This is a genomic window from Vibrio sp. 1F279, assembly GCF_041439815.1.
Lineage (GTDB): Bacteria > Pseudomonadota > Gammaproteobacteria > Enterobacterales > Vibrionaceae > Vibrio > Vibrio tasmaniensis_A.
The window spans coordinates 57,130-75,368 of sequence record NZ_JBGOOU010000015.1 but is presented as its reverse complement, the minus strand read 5'-3'; the positions used below and the strand labels follow the sequence as shown (position 1 = coordinate 75,368).

The following is an 18,239-nucleotide window of genomic DNA, read 5'->3' as shown; positions in this document are numbered from 1 at the left end:
AACAATACAACCCAGATTCCCGAGCAATGGGAAAGCTCTCAACGATACGTAAACACTACGATGTCAACACAATTGCTCTCGCTGTTCAACAATCAAGCTCTAGCCGATCTGGTTCAAGAAGCCCTCACCAATAACCACGACCTACATAAAACTGCACTTCGCTTGAAGCAAGCTGAACTATTAGCGGCTCAAAGTGATCAATACCTTCAACCTTCTTTAAATACAGACTTTCAAGCCTCTAGACAAAAAACAAGTCAGATTCAGAACAGTCACAAACTGTCTTTGAATTTAAGTTGGGAGTTTGATGTTTGGGGACGCTTAGCCGACACAGCAAGCGCAGCTAACGCGAAACAACAGGCAACACAACTCGACTATGCTTACGCACAAAACTCTCTCGCGGCTCGCGTAATAGAGACGTGGCTTGATGTTGCTTACAGAGCAAGAGTGATAGGGGTTGAGCAACGCTGGCTACAAAGTCTTTCAAACACTGAAAATATTGTACTAGAACAAGTGCTCGATGGGTTTAAAGAACAAGCAGACCTCGACACCGCTCGAGCTGCGACATCCAGAGTAAGAGCGAGTTTAGCGGCTAAAGAACAAGATCAACTTATCGCAATCAGAGGACTTAATACCTTGCGAGGTAAGAGAGACACCCAGCTTAACCGAATGATTTTCACGATCCCAAAAGTTGAAGCTCCGCCATTACGTCTTCCCGGAGAAATGATTGGATCACGTCCTGACCTCCTTGCCGCTTATCAGAAAGTGCTCGCCGCCGACAAAAGCGCGGCAGTTGCTTACAAAGATCTACTGCCTAAATTCACGCTGTCTGCCTCTGTTTATCGTAGCGGCTCAACACCAAACCAGCTTATCGACAATCCTTCCCTGTGGAATCTCGTTGGGGGGATCAGTGCACCTCTTCTTTACCAATCATCACTACAAACCCAAGCCAAAATAGCTCAGCTTCAAGCAGAAGAGAGCTTTGTTGATTACCAAAAGAAACTATTGGTTGCCATCAATGAGGTAGGAAATGCACTAGACAAAGAGTTCTACCTCAAACAACAAGAACAGCATTATCGAGATGCTTTTACATTCTCCAAGGCTAGTATGAAAAACTATCAAAACCTTTACCAGGAAGGAGCCAGTGACGTTTTGGCACTGCTTATCGCCCAACAATCTATTTACCAATCTAAAATCCAGTTGCTTAATACTCAGCGTACTCGGCTCTCAAACAGAATTACCTTAGGGTTAGCATTAGGAATGGGGGTTTAAAATGAAACAGATACTTGTTACGGCTTTGGGCTTGCTCAGTATCATTGCCACCGCGATGTACATCATGAAGTCAAACCCCGAAGAAACAACGTTAGCGCTGGAAGCTCAGCCTCGACAATATATCAAAGTCACCACAGTCGACATTGCTGCCGGGCAACACCGCTCTACCATTGAAGGTTACGGGCAGGTAATTCCAGAAGAAACTTTAACGCTCACGAGCCAGGTTTCAGGAGTGATTCTTTCAAAAGCAAAAAAATTTCAACTAGGTGAACAAATCTCTAAAGGTGATCTGCTATTTCACATTGACGATTCCAGTTACCAAGTACTACTGGCTAACGCAGAAAAAGAGCTAGCTAACGCACAACTTTCATTTTTCCAAGAACAACGCAAACATCAACGTGCTCAAAAAGAATGGAAAACTTCAGGTATAGAAGAGGCACCGAGCCCCCTCGCTTTGCGAGAGCCTCAGTTTAAAGCAGCAAAGGCACGATTAAACGCCGCACAACAAGCAGTTGAAGATGCTAAGCAACAACTAAATAACACGAATATCCATGCTCCTTATGATGCCATTGTCAGCCAAAGCAACGTCACCACAGGCAGTGTTGTTGCATCCGGAACCTCGTTGGGACAGATCAAATCCATAGAAACTGCTGAAGTACATCTTCAGCTCACAGAACGCGACTGGCAACAGCTCCCCTCCGATTTGAGTGCACTGTCGGTGACAATTCAGTCAGCATCTGATTTAGATTCAGGGCAACAATGGGCAGCACGGGCGAGTCACCTTTCACTGCTCGTGGAACAATCAACACGTATGCGTAACCTCATATTAAAAATAGACTCCCCTCTTCAACAGCCAGATCCTTTGCTGATCGGGAGCTTTGTTAGAGTTGTCATTCAAGGTAAGAGCCACTCAGATAGTTTTGTAGTTTCATCCTCTTCCATTACTGCAGACGGCAATATTTGGTACGTCAAAGAAGGTCAACTTCATCGTCACAAGACTCAATCACTGTTTCAAGATATCGATGCGATTGGTTTTAAACAGGGCAACCTAAATCAACACATCACTTTGGTTGTAAAGCCGTTGTCCAGCTATGTGGAGGGAATGCAAGTACTAGCACTCTCGGATAGCCCTCAGCCAGACGACACGGACAAACTCGCATCAAATCGGAGCCTCCCGACTCCTGCCTCTGGGGACAAATCACTTAAAGAGGCGAATGATGGACAATAACCTAAAAACTCATGGTGTTATCGCATGGTTTGTTCACAATCCTGTTGCTGCAAATCTTTTAATGGTTTTGATCATAGTCGCGGGTGGTTTTTCGGTTATCCAATCACGGGTAGAAAGCTTCCCCTCACTCCCTCCAACCAATATTACGGTAAGTGTCGAATATCAAAGTGGCTCAGCCCGCTCGGCTGAAGAAAGCATTGCGATAAAAATAGAAGATTCATTGTTAGGTGTAGAAGGCATCAAACAGATACACAGCAGTTCAAATAGTGACGGTGCAACGGTAACCATCACTAAGTCGAGTGGCTATTCACTCGACAAACTGCAACAAGATGTAAAAAGTGTGGTTGATGCTATTGGCGATTTACCTAGCGAAGCAAAAAAACCTGTGATCACGCGTCAAGCCGACCTTGAAGAGGTAGTTTCAATTAACCTGTTTGGTGACGTGCCTATCGGTGCATTACATCGTTATTTAGACGAGTTACGACACAAGCTCCTAAACTCTCCTTTGATACAAAAGGTTGATTACATTGGCCGAAAATCTCAGCAGGTCTCGATTGAAATTGACGAGGCAAAATTGCAAGCTTTCAGTCTCACGATGGAGCAAATTGTCAGCCAAATTAGAGCAGAATCATTAACCCAAACGGCCGGCCAGCTCAAAGGTTCTCAAGGGACGTTAGTTCTTAAAGCGGACCAGCAACACCGAAGCGCGAAAGAGTTCGCTTCGCTGCCAATTAAACGCACAGCAACAGGGCAAACCATACTCTTGTCCGACGTGGCACATATTGAATTAGGATTTGACGACGACGGCATCATTACTCGTTATAACGGCCATCCATCAGTGGGATTAAAGGTGAAAATGTATGGTCAATCAAACATCAACCAGCTAGCCAAAGAGACCAAATCCATCGTTGATGCTTACCAATTGACTCTGCCGAACGGTATCCACCTGACCCAATGGAATGATCAAAGTGAGCCGATTAAAAACCGTTTATCTTTGCTACTTAAGAACAGTGCTCAAGGTATCGCTCTCGTTGTTATTTTACTGGCTCTGCTCTTAAACATACGTGTGGCTTTCTGGGTTGCCGTTGGCCTACCTGTTACGTTTGCCGGCGCAATGGTCCTTATGGGAGATTCTTTCTTTGGACTCACCCTTAATGAATTAACCACCTTTGGCTTCATCATGGCCCTCGGAATTGTTGTTGATGATGCAGTCGTCATTGGTGAAAGTATTTACGAACAAAGAGAGAAACACGGAGCGTCCGTTGAGTCGACCATCGCTGGCGCGCAAAAAGTTGCAACACCAACCACATTTGGTGTGTTGACGACCATCGTCGCTTTTATGTCTCTCAGCTTAATCGAAGGGGAACTCGGTAAAATCTTTGCGCAATTTGCCATGGCTGCAACTTTCTGTCTGATTTTCTCACTCATTGAGTCCAAATTAATTCTCCCAGCTCACCTTGCCCGAGTCAAAATGGAACCGACTTCAGCATGGGGTATTCCTGCCGTATGGCACTATATTCAACAGCGTGTTCTACGTGGTTTCAAATACATCACTTGGCATCTCTACAAACCCTGTTTACAACTGGCTATACGCTACCGTTATGCTGTAATTTTTGGCTTTTTTTCCCTGTGTATTCTAGTTGGCGGTTCGCTAATAACTGGCAAACTTAAGTCGGTATTTTTCCCAGAGATTTCTACTAACTTCATCACGATCGAGCTCGCATTCGAAGATGATACTGGCTACGGATTAGTACAACGTGAAACACTTAAAGTTGAACAAATGGCGGCATCATTGAATGATTCGTTGGTGAAGCAATATGCGCTGTCTGTACCACCAATCCAAAGTGTATTGGTAGAAACCACCAATAACAGTTCGCAAATCATTGTTGGCCTTTCGAGCAACACTCAACGCCCAATCAGCGCGGGTGCAATCGCTAAAGAATGGCAATCCATGGTCCCAACACTTGAAGGCATAGACAGCGCCAATTTCTTAGCCGATATGATCAGCGATAAAGCAATAAGCATAGAATTAAGAAGTCAAAATGAAGCAACGATCAGCAACGCAACTCGTGAACTGACTGATCATCTCAATAATGTACAAGGTGTGCATGGCATAAAAAGTAGCCTCGCGAATACACAAGCCCAAGTTGATATTAAAGTTAACGAAATGGGGTTAACTATGGGGCTTACTACATCGAATCTCTTACAACAACTCAACATGGCCTATCAAGGTTATGAAGTGCAGCAATTTCAAGAAGGTTCGCATGAAATAAAGGTCAAAATTCAGTATCCGCGGGCAAAAAGACAAACACTGGATAATCTCAAATACGCACAAATTCGCTTGAGCAATGGTAAGTTAGTACCACTCAATGCGGTAGCCAATATATCGACTCGATATGTGTCCAAAAACATTGAACGAATGAATCGTAACAGAGTCAATGTGATAACAGCTGATGTTGATAAAACGATCGCTTCTCCAGAAGAGATCATTAATAAGCTAGATAGCGACCTGTTTAAAAGGTTACAGAATAAGTATCGTGACCTAAACATTGTCCTTTCTGGACAGCAACAAGAGCAGGAACAAATATCTAATTCACTGTATAGCGTGTTTGCTATCGCTCTTATCGGCATCTACGCATTGCTTGCAATACCACTCAACTCATATTTCCAGCCACTGCTGATCATGTGCACAATTCCATTCGGTATTGTGGGCGCCTTGATGGGACACTTAATCCAAGGGATACCCATCAGTATACTTTCTCTGTTTGGAATGCTTGCATTAACCGGGGTCGTCGTGAATGATAGCCTCTTACTTATCTCACGCTTTAATACCAAGATAATGAGTGGTGATACCGTATACGAGGCGTTAATTGAATCAGGAACAGGACGCTTAAGGGCTATTGTGCTGACTTCTGCAACCACGTATTTTGGCTTAGTGCCTTTACTGTCAGAAACCTCTCCTCAAGCTCAGTTTTTAATACCAGCAGCTACGTCAATGGGGTATGGAATCTTATTCGCAACGGTAATAACACTTCTTTTGGTACCCGTATTGCTAATGGTTCAGCAAGATATCAAGCAGCTGTTTCACAACATAACCACCCAACGATCCGCTTCTTTTACTGGGGTTAAGAAAAATGAAATCTAACTTATCTATCAACGTGTTATTAGTTGAAGATGACAAGGAGCTCGCCGCTTCAGTTGCAGAGTTTCTCGAATTTGAAAACATCAAATGCGATCATGCTTACAATGGGTTAAGCGGTTTTACACTCGCAAAACAAAACTACTATGACGTTATTCTTCTTGACCTAATGTTACCCAAAATAGATGGTTTTACTGTCTGTGAAAGACTTCGAGACGACGGTGACGATACGCCTATTTTGATGCTGACGGCAAAAGATACGCTGCAAGACAAAGAAGCTGGCTTCAATGCAGGCACCGATGACTACTTAATCAAGCCATTTGCAATGAAAGAGCTCGCCTTACGTATCAAGGCGCTCTCTAAGCGAAGAAGTAGCCAACAAAAAAGGTTAGTACAAGGTGACTTAGTCTATGACCTAGAAAGCCAGCAAGTATCAAGATCAGAGCAAGTCTTGGACTTAAATCGACTCAACCTAATGCTTTTAGAACTCCTCATGCGCCGAAGTCCACAAGTGGTTACTCGTAGAGAAATAGAGGAGTGTTTATGGCCAAATGACGCACCAGAAAGTAACAACATAAAAGTGCAGGTTTATCAACTGAGACAAAAAATCGATAAGCCTTTTGAATCTAAGTTGATTGAAACCGTCGTTGGCCAAGGTCTGAGGATCAAAGGGTAACTATGAGCATGAAAAAGAGCTTCCCAATACGGGGTCACCTTACTACCTTTTTCTTGGGCTTGTCACTTCTGACAGCCTTACTATTCGGAGAACTTTTAATCCGTCACTTTGAATATGGAATAGAAGATTCAGTAAAAATGCGACTCGCCAGTGAATGGTTGAGCTTTAACGAAGTACGCCTTATAAATCCAGAAGCCAAACTACCTAAATCTTACGTAGTGTCATTTTATTATGACCAATTGCCTAACATAAAGGTCGATGGTAAAGACGTACTTCGGGATGTGACATTTGTTAATGATGAGTTCACTGTCGTCTTCGTTGATGAAACGGTTACCAACGACATCAAGAAAGAGGCTGTCTTTGGTGTCTACCGTTTTGCTCTCGAAGACGGACGATTGGTATTCGGAGTCGCTCGGTACGACTACCGCCTAATTGGCGACACAATAGATGTGTGGTTCGATCATCGCTTCAACCTTATTATCTATATTGCTCTTGGCTATATATTTTTTATTGTATTAGCGCTTTGGCTCTACAGTTACCGAGTAGGAAAAAAAACCGAACAACTCGTCGAATGGTCAGAAAGCGCGTCCAACGACCTATTGGCGAACCCCGCTCCCAACTTTAAATTCAGTGAATACAATCGAGTTGCGCTTTATCTAGAAAAGGCACTCAGTAAGAATGCGCATTTGGTAGAAAGAGAACAACGTTTTCTATCTCATGCTAGTCACGAATTGAGAACGCCTATTGCAATCATACGAGCAAATATGGAGATCTTAGAGCGCATCTCCCTGCCCTCAGATTTACAGCGCCCGATCAATCGTATCGACCGCGCGAGCAGCAACATGCAGCAAATTACCGAAACCATGCTCTGGCTAGTCCGAAAGAGTGAAACGCCACCGAATCAGAGCTTAGTTTCGGTAGTCGCTTTATTAGATAATTTGATAGAAGAGTTGGAGTATTTAATTCAAGGTGAAGAGATCGACATCATCCGCAATTACCTTCATGCCCCAACAGTGGAACTTCCAGAGACTCCAATCAAAATTGTCGTTGGTAACCTCATTCGTAACGCTTTCCAATACACACATAGCGGCACTATCCATATCTATTTCGAAGAAAACAGCATAGTCATCAAGAATATAAACACACAGGAACTTGATCTGCCATTTCAAGATAGCTTTGGCCTTGGGCAGGATTTAACCGAGAAAATATGTAAGAAGCTAGGATGGCATCTTGAAGCAGAGGAAATAGAGGGAGGCTTGTTGGCTCGGCTTCATTTGCCGGTCGAAGAAAAATCAAATACCAATACTTAACTTCGTTTAAGTTGAATGACCAAGCTTCATGGCGATCCGACCGGACATTTTTGGTCACCATTGACTGAATTTAAGCTTCATCACTCATATTCAGTCGCAGCCTCTAGCCGAAAAAGTAAACAGTAAAAAGGGCTAACAAATATGCTAGCCCTCAACTCATCGTGATTAAGTAGTCAATTACTTAAAAGTGATAGCTAACACCAACACTCATCAAATATCCGCTGGTATCATAGAATGCGATATTGGAATTGTTACTAGAATAACCCGCTAATGCGTTGAATCCCCAGTCTTGCCAACCCATAACGTCCATATATTCATAGCCAAGCGTTGCGCTATATCCATTGTCTTCACGTGTTTTCTTGAATACTGGATTGGATGCATCATATGAGCGGTGGCTGTAATCTGCATTGACCGAGAATGCATGATCATCCACCATCATTATGTAGGTCAACGAGCCAGAGTAATAAGAGAAAGAAACTGCTTCACCGTCTGCAAGATGTTTTTGATAAGACAACGATGGTTCGATAAAAGAGCTCCCACTAACAGGCATCTCCATAGATAGGCTTGCATAATAGCCTTTAGCGTCACGTTGGAGTACACCTGTTGGCACTCCTAGGTGAACGCCCGATTTGTCATTTTTAATGTCTTGCTTGTAGACAGCGAAATCACCCGATAAACCAATATCTAATAAGTTGTCGAGTTGTACACGAAAGGTATCACCAGAGATATCGGTTTTAGTCCTCGCAGTATTGGCTATGAACGGGTCTTCCCATACTTCACCATTTGCGATTGTTGGAAGGTAAGAGAACGATACAACCGATTCGTTGCCATATTCCAGTGCGTAGCCAAATTCAAAAGCAAAAACACCTTCAATGATATCGCCACGCGAGGTCCCCATAAAGACCTGCTGGTCGCTATCTGAACCAAACGTGTAGCGCAACTGTCCTAATGGTACAACAAGCGCACTCGAATCCGATTCTCCCTTGCTGTTCAAGCTGCCTTTTTTTACAGCCTCTGAGTCATCGGTTTCACTACCAAAGCCGACCAATACTCCAACTTCGCCTCCCCAGCCTGGTTCATCAAGTTCAGCCAATACATTTGCACTAAACAAAACCCCTAGAGTCATTAACATGCGGTAATTCATCGCTACTTCTCCTTATGAAAGTAGCGAATAGTTTGCCAACTCGAAGGTAAATTTGGGGTGAATAGAGATACTTCATTTTGGGAATATACTGACGGCATATGCAACAAATCGATACAGCCGTTTTTTACGACAATTTGTATTGTTACAACTCAAGTGGTATCGGGCGTTTGGGTATTGACGCGCTTGATAAGTGCACCTCTGATATAAGTGGCTAATACCCTAGTAGAAATAGGTATCAACCACTCACGTTAAACAAGCTAAGCGTCGCTTTTCGGAGCCTCTACATCGACGACCTCTTTATCGACGATAGGAAGTACCTGTTTTACATAGTTACCCGGTGCCTTGCCAATCACAGGGTGAAGCTCGGAACCTTGATTGAAAGGTTCGATTTTCTCGTCAGCTTCAAAGCCTTGTAACCATTGCCCCCAGTGTGTCCACCATGAGCCTTCGTTGTGACTTGCGTTGTTTAGCCATTCGTTAGCAGAGTCGTCTAGGTTGTCGTTCAACCAGTAGCCGTATTTCTTTTTCTCTGGATGGTTAACAATGCCTGCGATATGACCAGACTCGCCCAGAACAAACGTCTTGTTGCCACCAGTGTTCAATGCACCACGGTAAGTCCCCTGCCACAACGCAATATGGTCTTCTTTGGTCGAGATGAAGTAGCTTGGTATCTTAATTTTATTCAAATCAATCCATACGCCGCCCACTTTCACGCCTTTGTCTTGAACCAGTTTGTTTTCAAGATAAAGCTCTCGCAGCAAGAAGTTATGGCATTTAGCCGCCACGTTAGTGCTATCACTGTTCCAGTACAGAAGATCAAACTCCATCGGGCTACTGCCTTTGAGGTAGTTATCAATATAGTAGTTCCAGTATAAGCTGTTCTCTCGAAGCAAACTGAACGTCACGCTCAACGAACGACCATCCATATAGCCCTTGCCATCGTTCTGCTTCTCAATAGCATTGATGATTGTCTCATTGATATACGCGCCCACCTCACCCGGCTGCGAGAAATCCAACAAGGTGGTAAAAAAGGTCGCTGTTTTGATGCGCTTTTTCATGCGCTTCGCAGCGTAGTAAGCCACCGTAGACGCGAGTACCGTGCCGCCAATACAGTAACCTGCCGCATTGATTTGTTCTTTGCCTGTGATGTTTTCAATCGCAGCAACGGCTTTAACCACGCCTTCCGTGACATAGTCACCAAACTCAGTGTCCCTCTGCGCTTCACCTGGGTTGCGCCAAGACATCATGAATACACTATGTCCTTGCTCAAGTAACCAGCGCACCATCGAGCTCTTCTCACGAAGGTCAAGAATGTAGTACTTATTGATGAACGGCGGAACGATCAACAAAGGCGTCGCGTTAACCTGCGGTGTCTTTGGATGATACTGAATCAGCTCAAACAGCTCGTTTTGAAAAACAACATCACCTTCCGTGTTCGCAACATCTACACCCAATCGGAAAGCGTTGTTGTTGGTCATGCGGATCTTGAGTATATCGGCGCTTGCTTCAACGTCTGCTTGTAACTGCTCTAACCCATCAAGCAGGTTTTCACCATTTCGCTCAAGCGTCAGTTTCATCAACTCTGGGTTAGTCGCAATGAAATTGCTTGGAGAGAGAGCATTGATTGCCTGACGTGAAAAGAACGCCACACGCTCTTTGGTTTTCTCGTCGATGCCTTCGATAGAATTGATGGTGTCGATGTAGCTTTTACTGAATAACAAATAGGATTGCTTGATGAAGCTATAGAAAGGGTCATTCTTCCATGCATCATCGATAAAGCGCTTATCACTGCGATCTTCTGAGATGACACTTTCAGTGTTGCCCATCAGTGCTGCGTTTTGCCAGATTTGCAGTTGCTGTTCCCACCATTGAGATTGCAGCTGAAGCAGGACGGCGGGTTGGTTGGCGGCTTGCTCGAAGATTTTTGATGCATCATCAAAATTCAATTCTTGCATCGCTTGATTTAGGGGAGATTGCGCGGCTTCCTTGTTTTGTTCAAAGTTATCCCACCATTGCTGGTTTGTTTGTTGAAGTTTAACAAGGTAGTCCGAAAAGAAGTGTTGAAACATAACATGACTCCAATAATCGGAAAATCGCCACCAAGCCGCACAGGCCAACCTGTACTAACTCGATGGCGACTAGTTTTATGCAGGTGTAACTGTTTTCAAGTTTTCAGTTGTTAGTGTTTCAACATCGTCTTTGAATTCTTTGGCAGCCGCTTGCAGTTTCGAACTGTCACTCATCATTTGCTGAGACAGTTGAGTTAATGCCGTGAGTTGTTGACTATTGAAAGCGGTCAGGCTGTTTACGTCTTTGATTTCGCTTACTGCCTTCATTTGAGAAAGACCCATATCCGTATAAGTCTGCATCGCATTCATTTGCAGTTCTGTCATCGTTTGAATGTTCTTAGCAACCAACTTGTTGAACTTTAAGTACGGTTCAAATTGCTTTTCTGTTTGGTCAGTAATTGTTTTGAAAATATCCGTGTACATAAGTAACTCCTGATGAATACATAGTTTAATAAATTTGTATAATCATCGTTTCAGCCAACATTCATCTATGAGCTCGCGATGCTTTGAAAAGCTGATCCGATGTTTTTAAGCTTGCTACCGATACCTTAGGCTCTAACCTTCAATACCTTTTAGCAAAACAGCGGTTCCCATTCCTCCACCCACACAGAGCGAAGCAACGCCATAAGTCGTTTTCTGTTCAAGCATTTCATGGATGAGTGAAACAATAATTCGATTGCCAGACGCACCTAGAGGGTGACCAAGCGCGATTGCACCACCATTCACATTGACCTTTGGCTTGAACGCATCAAGCGGTAAATCATGCTGCTCTGACAATTGGTACATTACGCCAAGGGCTTGTGCTGCAAACGCTTCATTCAATTCAAACAAATCGATTTCTTCGAGAGTGAGATTCGCTTTATCAAGCGCTTTAGAAACCGCTTCTACAGGTCCTAACCCCATGATCTTTGGGTCCAAACCTGACTGTGCGTAACTGGTCAGTTCCACTAAAGGTGTCAGGCCATATTTCGCTACCGCCGATTCAGACGCTAATATAATGGCACTTGCGCCATCATTGATGCCCGAAGCGTTACCTGCCGTAACCGAACCTTCACGGTCAAAGGCTGGGCGAAGCTTTTGTAGACCTTCGAATGTCGCGTCTGACTTTGGATACTCATCGGTATCAAAAATGACGGTTTGTCTGCGCTGCTTAACTTCTACAGGCACGATTTGCTCGTTAAACTTACCCGCTTCAATCGCTGCGACGGCTTTCTGTTGGCTTTCTAGGGCATAGTTATCTTGAGCTAGGCGCGAAATATTTAACGTGTTGGCGATATTTTCGCCGTCATGCCCATGTGGTAGTGATTAAACGCATCGGTTAAGCCATCACCAACCAGTAAGTCTTTCATTGAGATATCACCCATTTTGTGACCATTACGAACGCTCGCGGGCACTACAAAAGGGATTTGGGACATCACTTCAACGCCAGCAGCAATAACCACTTCAGCATCTTGTGCTTTGATGTGCGCTGCTGCGTCCATCACCGACTTCATGCCGCTGCCGCAAATCATGTTCACACCGCATGCAGGAGTTTCCTCAGGTAACCCTGCATAGATGGAAGCCTGACGAGCAACCCCCATACCTTGACCTGCCGAAATCACATTACCAACGATCACTTCATCAATCGCATCCAACGAAAGATCTACGGACTCCAACGCGCCTTTGATCGCAACGCCAGCCAACTCGCCCGCAGATACGTTTTTTAGTGACCCGGTGAATGCACCAATAGGAGTGCGCTTAGCCGCAACAATAAATACTTTTTTCATTATTCCATTCCCTTCAGTTTCGCCAATTAGTGCATGTACAAGCCGCCATTCACAGACAGTGTTTCGCCTGTAATGTACGCGCCAGATTCACTTGCTAAAAAGCCCACTGCGTCTGCAATTTCTACAGGCGTCGCTAGACGTTTCATTGGGATTTGGTTTTTAATCGAATCAAGGACTTCAGGCTTCATTTGCTCAACCATAGGTGTGCCTGTGTAGCCAGGGGCAACCACGTTTACCGTCACTCCGCTTCTAGCCCCCTCTGCTGCCAAGGCTTTTAAAAAACCAATCATTCCAGCCTTTGCTGCGGAATAATTGGTCTGTCCAAACTGACCTTTAAGACCGTTCACTGAAGAAATGTTGATGACTCGGCAGTTACCCTTTTCACACATAGGAGCGAACAGAGGTTGAGTCACGTTGAAAAGGCTGTTTAAGTTTGTTTCAATCACGTCTTTCCACGCTTCGGCATCCATCTTTTTAAAGACGCTATCACGTGTAATACCTGCGTTATTGACTAACACATCCACCGTGCCTTCTTCTTCTAACAACTTGCTTAAGCTCAGCGCACATTCCGCAGTATTGGTAACATCTAATTCAAACAATCTCACTTGATCTTCGGTGAATTGTTTTTCGTTAAACCAATCCAAGGCACATTGGTAATTCCCAGTAAAATAAGTCGCGATAACACGATAGCCGTCTGCAACTAACTTAGAGGAAATTGCTGAGCCGATACCGCCTTTTGACCCTGTAATTAAAGCAAGTTTTTTCATTAATGATTCCATCCCTTACAAGCAATTAAATAACAATGATGTTAATAAGATAATGTCTTAGTTGATAATTAAACTTTACGTTTTGCTTTAATTAAACCCTACAACTCAAAATCAAAAAGTATTATTACAAATAGAAAATATTTTCGCATTATGATTAAAAACTAGACTTACATCCCAAAACCAATGAAATGTTAAATACATGTAAATAAAAGCAAAACTCTGATATTAATAAAGTTTATTTAATTTCACTTTTATCACCAAGCAGATAAACCTTTGTTAATATGAGACAAACCTATATCTCTCAGCTTGTTTCAAGAAGAATGCAATGTGGGAATTTGAAATGATTGATCATGAGAATAATAGGAAAGACCTTATTACTCATTAATAAATATTTAATGATGGTTATATATAATCTTCAATATGAATTGCAGGGTAAATAGAAAAACAAGCATTATAGATAGCATAAAAAAGCCCACTCAATCTATGAGTAGGCTTTAGTTAATATCTTGGAAAAATAGAGTAATTAAAAGTCAGTGACGAATGCCCACATTAAATAGGAATCGGCTCCTACTTCGTGAATGTTTCATTAGTATTTACATCTAGATAAATTTTGTTTTCAAGAGACAACCCACCACAATAAATAAAATAAACGTCTCGGTTGCTGTATTTAACTGATTTAACCCAACCGCCTAACTCTTCAAAATCACTTGGGTCGCACTCCCCTTCATAGATAAGCTTAGCTACCGTGTTGCGGAACTTCTCTTGATGGAGCTTCAGATCATCGGATTTAGCCAAGTATGAATCTAATATCTCTCTGTTTTCTTGCTCAGAGATAATCACTTCATCACTAGATAGTCCAGACATTGAAATCCATTCCGCCGTCTGTGGTCCGCCTTCCTTTAAAACAATATAGTCAGAGATACGCGCCCATTCGCCTTGCTTCTCTAGTAGTTCGACCTTTTCACCCTTATAAAGATAGTCAGTTATCAAACCATCAATCTCGGGCTGCTCGACTACTTTAAGTTTTCTATCTAAAACGTAGAACTCAGTCTGTTCTGGCTCAGGCTGACGAGTAGTGAGGGATGTAAGGTCAGATTCAGATTGCGCCGCGACTTCAACAGCCGGCGCTTCCTTTCTCTCAGGTGGAGTGGGGTCTTTTTTCATGACGAAGAAGTAGTATGCAGCCCCTCCTCCGCCCAATATTAATAACACAAGTAAAGCGATCAGCGCTTTTTTCATCAAATCCACCAGCTCTTCCGTTTTAGGTATGTTTCAAGTGTACATCAACTCATGTTGCTGCTCATCTATACTCTTAATAGAGAGCGAGTTAAGTAGAGGTAAATCATGAATTTTTTGGTGAAGGTTGTCATTGTGAGTGTACCTTTGAGTGCTAATGTCGCGCTAGCAGACCATTGTGACCGTGAAAACTGGCAAACACTGTTAGATCGCCAGCTCTCATTTGAAGGACGTTATAATCAATACACTGAAGAATTTAACCAAGTTCTCTCGACCTATGAATCACAAACGTTGCTATCGAAACATTTCAACGAAAAGCAGATCATTGGGCTTTGGGCAAAGTACGAACAAAGATTTAATGTGCAGCTCAATAGTCATATGAATACCGCTTATGATGTTTCTGAGGTTCTATTAAAACAGGCGTATATTGTGTCTACAGAACTAGATGGAGCGGAGTCTCTAACGCATTCGTGGCAAGCCATAGCTAAACACTGCGCTAAAGCAAGACTACCGCGTCAAACAGAAAGTGCACAGGTACACGTACAAAGCTCACAATCACTCTCGCAAGATCTTCATACACTCAGTAAAAAATTTCGTCAGCTCTCTTCAAAATACCGTAAAGAAGCGACGATGATTGACGAAGCTCGTCACACAAACCAACCGATAAACGATGTACAAAACTAAAATGATTACTCACTTGCTTAACTTGATTATCCCAATAATCATAGTTCGAACAAATCAACACATTCAGAAAGATAATCAATCAAAGCTTTATCAATAAGTTGTAAAACTAATGTGGTAACTATCAACAATGACGTTCATTTTCCGACCAATGCAAGCGACTATGTGAGATATTCATCACAAAATAGATTTACAAACGCCAAAAAATTGTTATCATGATTATTCATATAACTTAATAACAAGAAATATTTTGGCTAGGTAATATGCAAAAAACTATGGCTTTCAACTGCTTGAGTAACACGGAAGGGACTGCAGAGATAAGAGATAAACTTTTATCTGTCGCTAAACACATGGAAGAGTTCGGTTCAGTAAGTGAGCTAGAGCTATGTAAGATATTTGGAGAGACGATTTGGAATGACGGTGTGGATTATCATTCACATGCTTTTTCATTCAGAATCAACGCTCAAACCGGGGATTGTTCAATCTCTAACTTTAAGTATCACTAAGTTTTGCACCTATCATATACGGAGTGCCTTTCACGAGGCGCTCCGTTTTTTATTGCTGCGCATCTGGTATTTGACGATAGTCTTTAAGAGCAGCGGCCCCCTAGTTTAACAACGAAAGTCATTTCGTTTTCAGCTCATTTCACCCAAAGACGTCTCCCCTACCTGTCGCTTAGTCAGTATAAACCGGAAGTGGCGCATTGCCTTTCACTTGCCTAATCGCAAGGTGAGTATGTATATCTTTTACGTTGGAGAGTCGCTGTAGCTTTCTGGTAAATGCTTCGTAAGCCATCAAGTTAGGGCTGACAACTTCTAACAAGTAATCATAAGCCCCAGACACAACGTGGCAGCTGATGACCTCTTCCATCTCGACAACCGCACTTTCAAATTTATCAATCGACACTTCTTGGTGGTTGTTTAAGCTCACCTCAACAAACACGCTCATTGCGATGCCTACCTGTTCCCGTGACAGGCTCACACGGTAGCCATCAATAATCCCTTTTTCTTCCAGTCTTTTGATGCGCCTCGCGCACGGTGAAGCCGATAAGCCAACTTCATCAGCTAACTCTGCGGTGGTTAGCCTCCCGTCTTTCTGAAGCAACTCAAGAAGATGTCTATCAATCCTATCCATAGCAAATACCAATTATTGGTTAAATTCGTTAACAATTGGCAATATATTAGCAGAAATCATCAACTACAACTCAAGTTAGAACAAAACTTGCCAACCTATGGCACACCAAGTACCCCATAATTAATCATCATTCACTTTCCTTGTTTATTATGAAGCTAGGCTATTTATCTATTACTGTCACTCTGCTCATCTGGGCGAGCTTTTTCCTTTCTCTTAAAGGCGGCGCAAATTCAGATTTAACACCTGCAGACATCGCACTGACTCGATTCCTCATACCAGCATTGGCGTTATTACCTTTGGTGTGGAAAGCACGTAGCACGATCGCTGCTGTCCCGAATCGATACTTGGCCGGTATGTTTGTGGGGTGCGGGTTACCTTATTTACTCGTTGCAGGAACAGCCATGCAGTTCGTTCCGGTATCACACGGGAGTGCTTTAGTTCCGGGAACGCTTCCTCTATTCGTAACAGGGATCGCGGTACTCTTTTTTAAGCAGCCGCTTAGCCGACACCGTGTCGTTGGTTTAGGTCTGGTTTCGCTTGGGATATTGTTGTTTCTGGGAAGTAGCTTAAGCAGCTTCAACTTTGAATATACCAAAGGTCACGTGTTGTTTTTGTGTGGCAGCTTGATGTGGGCGACGTTTACCATCTCAGCACGTGTTGCCAATCTTAATGCGCTTGTCAGTGCAGGTTTTATTTCATTCTGTTCCACCTTGCTGTTGCTGATCCTTATCTTTACAGGAACCCTCCCTAGCCATTTAGTGGATACACCAATTGCTCAATGGCCAGTTACAGAGCTTGCCGTGCATTCTGCGGTGCAAGGCGTAGGTGCAGGCTTAATAGCAGCATTCACTTATCTATATGCTGTTAATACACTAGGAGCAGAACGCTCAGCCGCTTTTGGTAGTGCAACACCTGCTGTTGCAACCTTGTTGGCGATCCCACTGTTCAACGAAATTCCGGATACGATGACTTGGTTAGCGCTTGGTTCGATTTGCATCGGCAGCCTGGTTGCGAGCAACATTTTCATGAGGCATGACAGGTCTATGCAGTATCAACCCCCAAGCCATAGCAAAGCCTGATACTACGTTCAAACCTGCCAGTCTAAGCCGTGATTTTAAGGCTTGTAGTACACAGATAAGTCTACAAATGTAGGCTTATCCAAAATCTACTTTTTCTAAGTCCGCTTCTCCATTAAACTGTCCGACCTTTTTGCTCATCTAAGAGAACACCATGCAACGCGATTACGCTTTAACTTGCTTAAACAACATGCCTCGTGAAGAACTAGAAGAATTTAGTTTAAGAATGATTCATCGCCTTGTCCCTGAAGATGCAATGACGGAACTGTTTACGTTCGAACAGGAAGATGTGACCAATGACGAGCGTATGCAATCAGCAAAATTTGATGCGATGTTGCGAATGACAGCAATCGCGCTGAGTGAAGTGAATCTTGCGTTTAGTGAGTCGGATAACTCACAACAAAACATCGAGCGCATGACTCGACTATTGCTTTGGCACTTCTATGCAATGTCGTTCAACCTTGAGCAAGCGATCAGCCTTGAAACTCACTGTGACAAAGTCGAGAAGATTTTGTCGAAAGCACCGACAGAAGCATTTGGTTGGGTAAAAGAGCTCACAGAGTTGCTGCACTTCTATGCTGAACTAAATGAAGGCAATGAAGGCAATGAAGGCAATGAAGGCAATGAAGGCAATGAAGGCAATAAAGGCAATGAAGCCAAAAAAGACGCATAAATCCCCTTCAACTTAAAAACTTCTCAACTTCTTAACTTCTTAACTTAAAAGCGACTCAACGAGTTGTTCGT

The 18,239-nt window shown here is 43.2% G+C and carries 15 protein-coding genes and 1 pseudogene; 9 read left to right on the top strand and 7 right to left on the bottom strand.

All coding sequences use genetic code 11. The features are described 5' to 3' along the window. Positions 1 to 60 precede the first annotated feature (60 nt). Genes ACED60_RS12840 through ACED60_RS12820 form a run of 5 tightly spaced genes read left to right on the top strand, consistent with a single transcriptional unit; the run spans position 61 to position 7,622 of the window. Positions 61 to 1,269 (top strand): TolC family protein, encoded by a 1,209-nt coding sequence (locus tag ACED60_RS12840; RefSeq protein WP_371727721.1) that lies wholly within the window; start codon positions 61 to 63, stop codon positions 1,267 to 1,269. Position 1,270: 1 nt separating this feature from the next. Further along, a complete protein-coding gene (locus ACED60_RS12835) occupies positions 1,271 to 2,497 on the top strand; it encodes an efflux RND transporter periplasmic adaptor subunit (RefSeq protein WP_371727714.1) in 1,227 nt (408 codons plus the stop codon). Continuing rightward, a complete protein-coding gene (locus tag ACED60_RS12830; protein ID WP_371727720.1) occupies positions 2,487 to 5,642 on the top strand; it encodes an efflux RND transporter permease subunit in 3,156 nt (1,051 codons plus the stop codon). The genes ACED60_RS12835 and ACED60_RS12830 overlap by 11 nt, the downstream gene beginning before the upstream one ends. Then, positions 5,632 to 6,312, top strand: coding sequence for a response regulator transcription factor (locus tag ACED60_RS12825; RefSeq protein WP_102258336.1), 681 nt, complete (start codon positions 5,632 to 5,634; stop codon positions 6,310 to 6,312). Before ACED60_RS12830 ends, ACED60_RS12825 begins: the two co-directional genes overlap by 11 nt. Before the next feature lie 2 nt (positions 6,313 to 6,314). Beyond that, on the top strand, positions 6,315 to 7,622 hold the full coding sequence (locus tag ACED60_RS12820; protein WP_135381545.1) for a HAMP domain-containing sensor histidine kinase: 1,308 nt from the start codon (positions 6,315 to 6,317) through the stop codon (positions 7,620 to 7,622). Between the two features lie 181 nt (positions 7,623 to 7,803). Here the strand turns inward: ACED60_RS12820 and ACED60_RS12815 are convergent, their stop codons facing one another. From ACED60_RS12815 to ACED60_RS12790, 6 genes and pseudogenes are all read right to left on the bottom strand, one after another. After that, entirely contained in the window at positions 7,804 to 8,766 is a 963-nt protein-coding gene (locus ACED60_RS12815; protein WP_017101828.1) for a DUF2860 domain-containing protein, read from the bottom strand. A 257-nt stretch (positions 8,767 to 9,023) separates the two neighbouring features. After that, positions 9,024 to 10,835 (bottom strand): class I poly(R)-hydroxyalkanoic acid synthase, encoded by a 1,812-nt coding sequence (gene phaC, locus ACED60_RS12810; RefSeq protein WP_371727712.1) that lies wholly within the window; start codon positions 10,833 to 10,835, stop codon positions 9,024 to 9,026. A 75-nt stretch (positions 10,836 to 10,910) separates the two neighbouring features. Further along, positions 10,911 to 11,258 (bottom strand): phasin family protein, encoded by a 348-nt coding sequence (locus ACED60_RS12805; protein ID WP_009845466.1) that lies wholly within the window; start codon positions 11,256 to 11,258, stop codon positions 10,911 to 10,913. A gap of 132 nt (positions 11,259 to 11,390) precedes the next feature. Beyond that, positions 11,391 to 12,601: pseudogene (locus ACED60_RS12800) on the bottom strand (acetyl-CoA C-acetyltransferase). A 26-nt stretch (positions 12,602 to 12,627) separates the two neighbouring features. Next, on the bottom strand, positions 12,628 to 13,368 hold the full coding sequence (locus ACED60_RS12795) for an SDR family oxidoreductase (RefSeq protein WP_371727711.1): 741 nt from the start codon (positions 13,366 to 13,368) through the stop codon (positions 12,628 to 12,630). 567 nt (positions 13,369 to 13,935) lie between these two features. Further along, positions 13,936 to 14,616, bottom strand: coding sequence for an SH3 domain-containing protein (locus tag ACED60_RS12790; RefSeq protein ID WP_371727710.1), 681 nt, complete (start codon positions 14,614 to 14,616; stop codon positions 13,936 to 13,938). 96 nt (positions 14,617 to 14,712) lie between these two features. Between ACED60_RS12790 and ACED60_RS12785 the strand changes: the two genes are divergently transcribed. Together ACED60_RS12785 and ACED60_RS12780 are read left to right on the top strand one after the other, a co-directional pair. Further along, positions 14,713 to 15,288: a hypothetical protein gene (locus ACED60_RS12785; protein ID WP_371727709.1), complete on the top strand. Its 576-nt coding sequence runs from the start codon at positions 14,713 to 14,715 to the stop codon at positions 15,286 to 15,288. 260 nt (positions 15,289 to 15,548) lie between these two features. Beyond that, a complete protein-coding gene (locus tag ACED60_RS12780) occupies positions 15,549 to 15,791 on the top strand; it encodes a hypothetical protein (RefSeq protein WP_371727708.1) in 243 nt (80 codons plus the stop codon). 169 nt (positions 15,792 to 15,960) lie between these two features. Here the strand turns inward: ACED60_RS12780 and ACED60_RS12775 are convergent, their stop codons facing one another. After that, a complete protein-coding gene (locus tag ACED60_RS12775; RefSeq protein ID WP_009845472.1) occupies positions 15,961 to 16,419 on the bottom strand; it encodes an Lrp/AsnC family transcriptional regulator in 459 nt (152 codons plus the stop codon). Between the two features lie 149 nt (positions 16,420 to 16,568). Between ACED60_RS12775 and ACED60_RS12770 the strand changes: the two genes are divergently transcribed. Further along, positions 16,569 to 17,498: a DMT family transporter gene (locus ACED60_RS12770; protein WP_371727707.1), complete on the top strand. Its 930-nt coding sequence runs from the start codon at positions 16,569 to 16,571 to the stop codon at positions 17,496 to 17,498. A 151-nt stretch (positions 17,499 to 17,649) separates the two neighbouring features. Next, the gene (locus ACED60_RS12765) at positions 17,650 to 18,168 is read left to right on the top strand and encodes an exoribonuclease R (protein WP_371727706.1); all 519 of its coding nucleotides are present in this window, start codon (positions 17,650 to 17,652) and stop codon (positions 18,166 to 18,168) included. Positions 18,169 to 18,239: the final 71 nt, after the last annotated feature.

What these genes read in the sequence shown, in the direction of transcription:
- ACED60_RS12835 (WP_371727714.1), top strand. Translation starts at nt 1,271, where the DNA reads ATGAAACAGATACTTGTTACGGCTTTGGGCTTGCTCAGTATCATTGCC.
- ACED60_RS12785 (WP_371727709.1), top strand. Translation starts at nt 14,713, where the DNA reads ATGAATTTTTTGGTGAAGGTTGTCATTGTGAGTGTACCTTTGAGTGCT.
- phaC (WP_371727712.1), bottom strand. Translation starts at nt 10,835, where the DNA reads ATGTTTCAACACTTCTTTTCGGACTACCTTGTTAAACTTCAACAAACA.
- ACED60_RS12780 (WP_371727708.1), top strand. Translation starts at nt 15,549, where the DNA reads ATGCAAAAAACTATGGCTTTCAACTGCTTGAGTAACACGGAAGGGACT.
- ACED60_RS12795 (WP_371727711.1), bottom strand. Translation starts at nt 13,368, where the DNA reads ATGAAAAAACTTGCTTTAATTACAGGGTCAAAAGGCGGTATCGGCTCA.
- ACED60_RS12770 (WP_371727707.1), top strand. Translation starts at nt 16,569, where the DNA reads ATGAAGCTAGGCTATTTATCTATTACTGTCACTCTGCTCATCTGGGCG.
- ACED60_RS12840 (WP_371727721.1), top strand. Translation starts at nt 61, where the DNA reads ATGTCAACACAATTGCTCTCGCTGTTCAACAATCAAGCTCTAGCCGAT.
- ACED60_RS12815 (WP_017101828.1), bottom strand. Translation starts at nt 8,766, where the DNA reads ATGAATTACCGCATGTTAATGACTCTAGGGGTTTTGTTTAGTGCAAAT.
- ACED60_RS12820 (WP_135381545.1), top strand. Translation starts at nt 6,315, where the DNA reads ATGAGCATGAAAAAGAGCTTCCCAATACGGGGTCACCTTACTACCTTT.
- ACED60_RS12775 (WP_009845472.1), bottom strand. Translation starts at nt 16,419, where the DNA reads ATGGATAGGATTGATAGACATCTTCTTGAGTTGCTTCAGAAAGACGGG.
- ACED60_RS12830 (WP_371727720.1), top strand. Translation starts at nt 2,487, where the DNA reads ATGGACAATAACCTAAAAACTCATGGTGTTATCGCATGGTTTGTTCAC.
- ACED60_RS12765 (WP_371727706.1), top strand. Translation starts at nt 17,650, where the DNA reads ATGCAACGCGATTACGCTTTAACTTGCTTAAACAACATGCCTCGTGAA.
- ACED60_RS12825 (WP_102258336.1), top strand. Translation starts at nt 5,632, where the DNA reads ATGAAATCTAACTTATCTATCAACGTGTTATTAGTTGAAGATGACAAG.
- ACED60_RS12805 (WP_009845466.1), bottom strand. Translation starts at nt 11,258, where the DNA reads ATGTACACGGATATTTTCAAAACAATTACTGACCAAACAGAAAAGCAA.